Source organism: Streptomyces sp. MMG1121 (assembly GCF_001280015.1).
Taxonomy (GTDB): Bacteria; Actinomycetota; Actinomycetes; order Streptomycetales; family Streptomycetaceae; genus Streptomyces.
In genome coordinates, this window is record NZ_LGDV01000006.1 from 1 (window position 1) to 4459 (window position 4459).

Consider the following 4459-nt stretch of genomic DNA (forward strand, 5'->3'; position numbering starts at 1 on the left):
CGCATGCCCGATGTTCGACTTCAACGAACCCAGCCACAACGGCCGCCCGGCATCCCGACCCTGCCCGTACGTCGCCAACAGCGCCTGCGCCTCGATCGGGTCGCCCAGCGTGGTGCCGGTGCCGTGCCCCTCGACGGCGTCCACGTCACCCGGCTCAAGGCCCGCGCTCATCAGGGCCTGGTGGATCACCCGTTGCTGGGAGGGGCCGTTCGGTGCGGTCAGTCCGTTGCTGGCGCCGTCCTGGTTCACCGCCGTGCCGCGTACGACCGCCAGCACCGGGTGACCGTTGCGGCGGGCGTCCGAGAGTCGTTCCACGAGGAGGACGCCGACGCCCTCTCCCCAGCCGGTGCCGTCCGCCGCCGAGGCGAACGGCTTGCACCTGCCGTTCGCGGCCAGGCCGCGCTGCCTGCTGAACTCCACGAACGCACCCGGCGTGGCCATCAGCGAGACCCCGCCCACCAAGGCCATCGAGCACTCGCCCTGCCGCAGCGCCTGCCCGGCGAGGTGGAGGGCCACCAGGGACGACGAGCAGGCGGTGTCGACCGTCACCGCGGGGCCTTCCAGGCCGAAGCTGTATGCCACGCGACCGGAGATCACACTGGCCGACGTGCCGGTGAGCAGATAGCCCTCGGTGCTCTGCGCGGCCTGCTGGACCAGTGCCGCGTACTCCTGGCCGCTGACGCCCGCGAACACGCCGGTCCGGCTGCCGCGCAACGAGGTGGCGTCGATCCCGGCGCGCTCGAACGCCTCCCACGACGCTTCGAGCAGCAGCCGCTGCTGCGGGTCCATCGCCAGCGCCTCGCGGGGACTGATCCCGAAGAACTCCGCGTCGAACTCGCCCGCACCCGCGAGGAATCCACCCTCACGGACGTAGGAGGTGCCGGGGTGGTCGGGGTCGGGGTCGTACAGGCCGTCGAGGTTCCACCCGCGGTCGGTCGGGAACGGCGACATGCCATCGCGTCCGTCGGCGACCAACTGCCAGAGGTCTTCCGGGGATTCCACGTTGCCGGGAAGCCGGCAGCTCATCGCGACGATGGCGATCGGTTCGTCCGCGGCGACAGAAACGTCGAGCGGGGAGGCAGCGGATTCGGATGCGGAGCCGAGCAGCTCCGCACAGAGGTGGTGTGCCAAGGCAGTCGGCGTCGGCTGGTCGAAGACGAGGGTGGCCGGAAGGCGCAGCCCTGTCGCGGCGTTCAGGCGGTTGCGGAACTCGACCGCGGTCAGCGAGTCGAAGCCAAGGTCCTTGAACGCCTTGGCCGCGTCCACCGCCTCCGCCGAGGCGTGCCCGAGGACGGCGGCCGCCTCGGTCCGCACCAGCTCCACCAGCGCGCGGTCGCGTTCCGCGTCGGTCAGCGCGGCGAGGCGCCGTACGAGTGCGGAGCCGCCGGCGGTGGACGGACCGATGGACGCGAGGGCGCGCCGGGCCGGGGTGCGGACCAGAGCGTGGAACAGGGGCGGCACCGCTGCCGCCTTGCGTATGCGGCCGAGGTCCAGATGGAGGGGGAGCAGGACGGCCCGGTCGCGTCGGAGTGCGGCGTCGAAGAGGCGCAGCCCGTCGTCCGTGGTCAGGGGCGCCATACCGGCGCGGGTCATCCGGCGGATGTCGGCGTCGTCCAGGTGGGCGGTCATCCCGCTGCGCTGCTGCCAAAAGCCCCAGGCCAGCGACTGCCCGGCGAGTCCCGCCGCCCGGCGGCGCTGCGCCAGGGCGTCCAAGCAGGCGTTGGCAGCGGCATAGTTGGCCTGGCCCGCGCCGCCGAGGGTGCCGGACACCGAGGAGAAGAGGACGAAGGCGGCGAGGTCCAGGTCGTGCGTCAGCTCGTGCAGGTTCAGTGCCGCGTCGGCCTTCGGGCGCAGTACGGCGGCGATCCGCTCGGGCGTCAGCGTCTGGACGACCCCGTCGTCGAGCACGCCCGCCGTGTGCACCACGGCCGTCAGCGGATGCCGCTCCGGCACCTCCGCCAACAGTGCTGCCAGCGCCTCGCGATCCGCCGCGTCACACGCGGCGAGGGTCACCTCCGCGCCCAGGCCCGCCAGTTCGGCCCGCAGCTCGGCCGCGCCGGGCGCCTCCGGGCCACGCCGGCTCGTCAACACCAGGTGCCGTACGCCGTGTTCGGTGACCAGATGCCGCGCGACCTGCGCTCCCAGCACGCCCGTACCGCCGGTGATCAGCACCGTACCTTCGGGGTCCAGCGGCGGCGGCACGGTGACCACGACCTTGCCGACGTGCCTGGCCTGACTGAGGAAGCGCAGGGCATCCACCGCTTGCCGGACATCCCAGGTGGTCACGGGAAGGGGCCGCAGGACACCGCTGTCGAAGAGCTCCATCAGTTCGCGGAGCATCTCTCCGATGCGGTCCGGGCCCGCTTCCATGATGTCGTACACCCGGTAGGCGACGCCCGCGTGCCGCTCGGCCACCTCGGCGGGATCGCGCTTGTCGGTCTTGCCCATCTCCATGAACCGGCCGCCCCTGGGCTGCAGGCGCAGGGACGCGTCCACGAACTCCCGGGCCAGGGAGTTCAGCACCACGTCGACGCCACGTCCGTCGGTGGCGTCGAGGAACCGCTCCTCGAAGTCCAGGGTGCGGGAGGACGCGATGTGCGTGTCGTCGAGGCCCATCGCGCGCAAGGTGTCCCACTTGCCGGGGCTGGCGGTCCCCCACACCTCGGCCCCGAGGTGCCGGGCCAACTGCACGGCGGCCATGCCCACACCACCGGCGGCCGCGTGCACCAGCACCGACTCGCCCGACCGGAGGCGGGCCAGGTCCACCAGCCCGTAGTACGCGGTCAGGAAGACCACCGGTACGGACGCGGCCTCGGCGTACGACCAGCCCTCCGGCATCTTCACGATCATCCGGCGGTCCGCGATCGCCACCGACCCGATCGAGGCCGGGAACATCCCGAACACGCGGTCTCCCGGTGCGAAATCGGTGACTCCGGGGCCGGTCTCCAAAATGACGCCGGCCGCTTCGCCGCCGAGTCCGTCCTGATCGACCATGCCGAGGGTGAGCAGCACGTCCCGGAAGTTGAGACCGGCGGCCCGGACCGCGAGCCGGACCTGTCCGGCGGCGAGCGGTCCGTCCGCGTCCGGGCTGCTGACGAGCGCGAGGTTGTCCAGCGTGCCCTTGCTGGTGACCTCCAGGCGCCAGGCATCCGGCCCGGCGGGGAGGGCCGGATCCGCGCCCGTGGCCGCCCGCACCAGCCGTGGGGCCCACAGGGCACCGGAACGCACGGCCAGTTGCGGCTCTCCTGTGGCCACCACCGTCGGCAGCACGGACCAGGACTCCGGCGCGCCGTCCACGTCGACCAGTACGAACCGGTCCGGGTTCTCCGACTGCGCCGACCGCACCAGACCCCACACCGCGGCCGCACCAAGATCCTCGATGCCGCAGCGCTCGTCGATGGCCACGCCGCCCCGGGTCACGATCACCAGCCGGGACGACGCGAAGCGCTCCTCGGCCAGCCAGTTCTGGATCAGCGACAGGGCGCGGCAGGTGGCTTCGTACGCGGTGCCGCCTTCGCACCGGGCGAGGACCAACTCGGGCGCGGGCGTTGCCTCTTCGTCCCCGGTGGTGTCCGACAGCGCGGCCAGGTCCGCCACGGATTCGACGGAGTGACCGGCGGCCTCCCACCCGCCGTCGGGGGCCGGTACGCCGACCGCGGCGACCGTGGGACGGGGGGCGGCGGATGCCGTGTCCGCGGCCACCTCGGTCCACTCGATCCGGAAGAGCGAGTCGTCGGTGGCGGCGCCCGCTTCCGCGAGCTGCTCGGCGGAGACCGGCCGCAGGGTCAGGGAGTCCACCGAGGCGACCGGCCGGCCCGCTCCATCGGCCACCAGCAGGGACACCGTCTCGGGCGCGGCCGCAGGTGACACGCGTACCCGCAGGGCGGCGGCACCCACGGCATGCAGTGCGACGCCGCTCCACGCGAACGGCAGCCGCACCGACTCCGAGCCGCCGAGCCCGTCGGTGAGGCCGGCCGCGTGCAACGCGGCGTCCAGGAGCACGGGGTGCAGACCGAACCGGTCGGGATCGACGCCTTCGGGCAGGGCCAGTTCGGCGTAGACCTCATTGCCGGAGCGCCAGGCGGCGCGCAGCCCCTGGAAGGCCGGTCCGTAGGCGAGTCCGATGCCCGCGAGGCCGTCGTACAGGCCCTCGATGTCCACTGGGGTGGCACCTCGGGGCGGCCAGGCGGTGAAGTCGAAGGCCGGGATGGCCGAGGTCCCGGGCATCAGCGTGCCGCTGGCATGGCGCGTCCACGGCTGGTCGTTCGGTGCGTCTTCGGTACGGGAGTAGACCGCCAGCGAGCGACGGCCGGACTCGTCCGGGGTGCTAACCGTCAAATGGAGCTGAATGCCGTCCTGTTCGGGCAGCACCAGGGGTGTTTCGAGGGTGAGTTCGTCGATCCGGTCGCAGCCGACCTCGTCACCCGCCCGGATCGCCAACTCCACGAACGCCGTACCC

Annotated in this window: 1 protein-coding gene; it reads right to left on the minus strand. The window is 72.7% G+C overall.

Features of this window, described 5'->3' with window-relative positions; all coding sequences use genetic code 11:
- On the minus strand, nucleotides 1–4459 hold a 4459-nt coding region (locus tag ADK64_RS03050), incomplete at both ends, for an SDR family NAD(P)-dependent oxidoreductase (protein WP_159046149.1).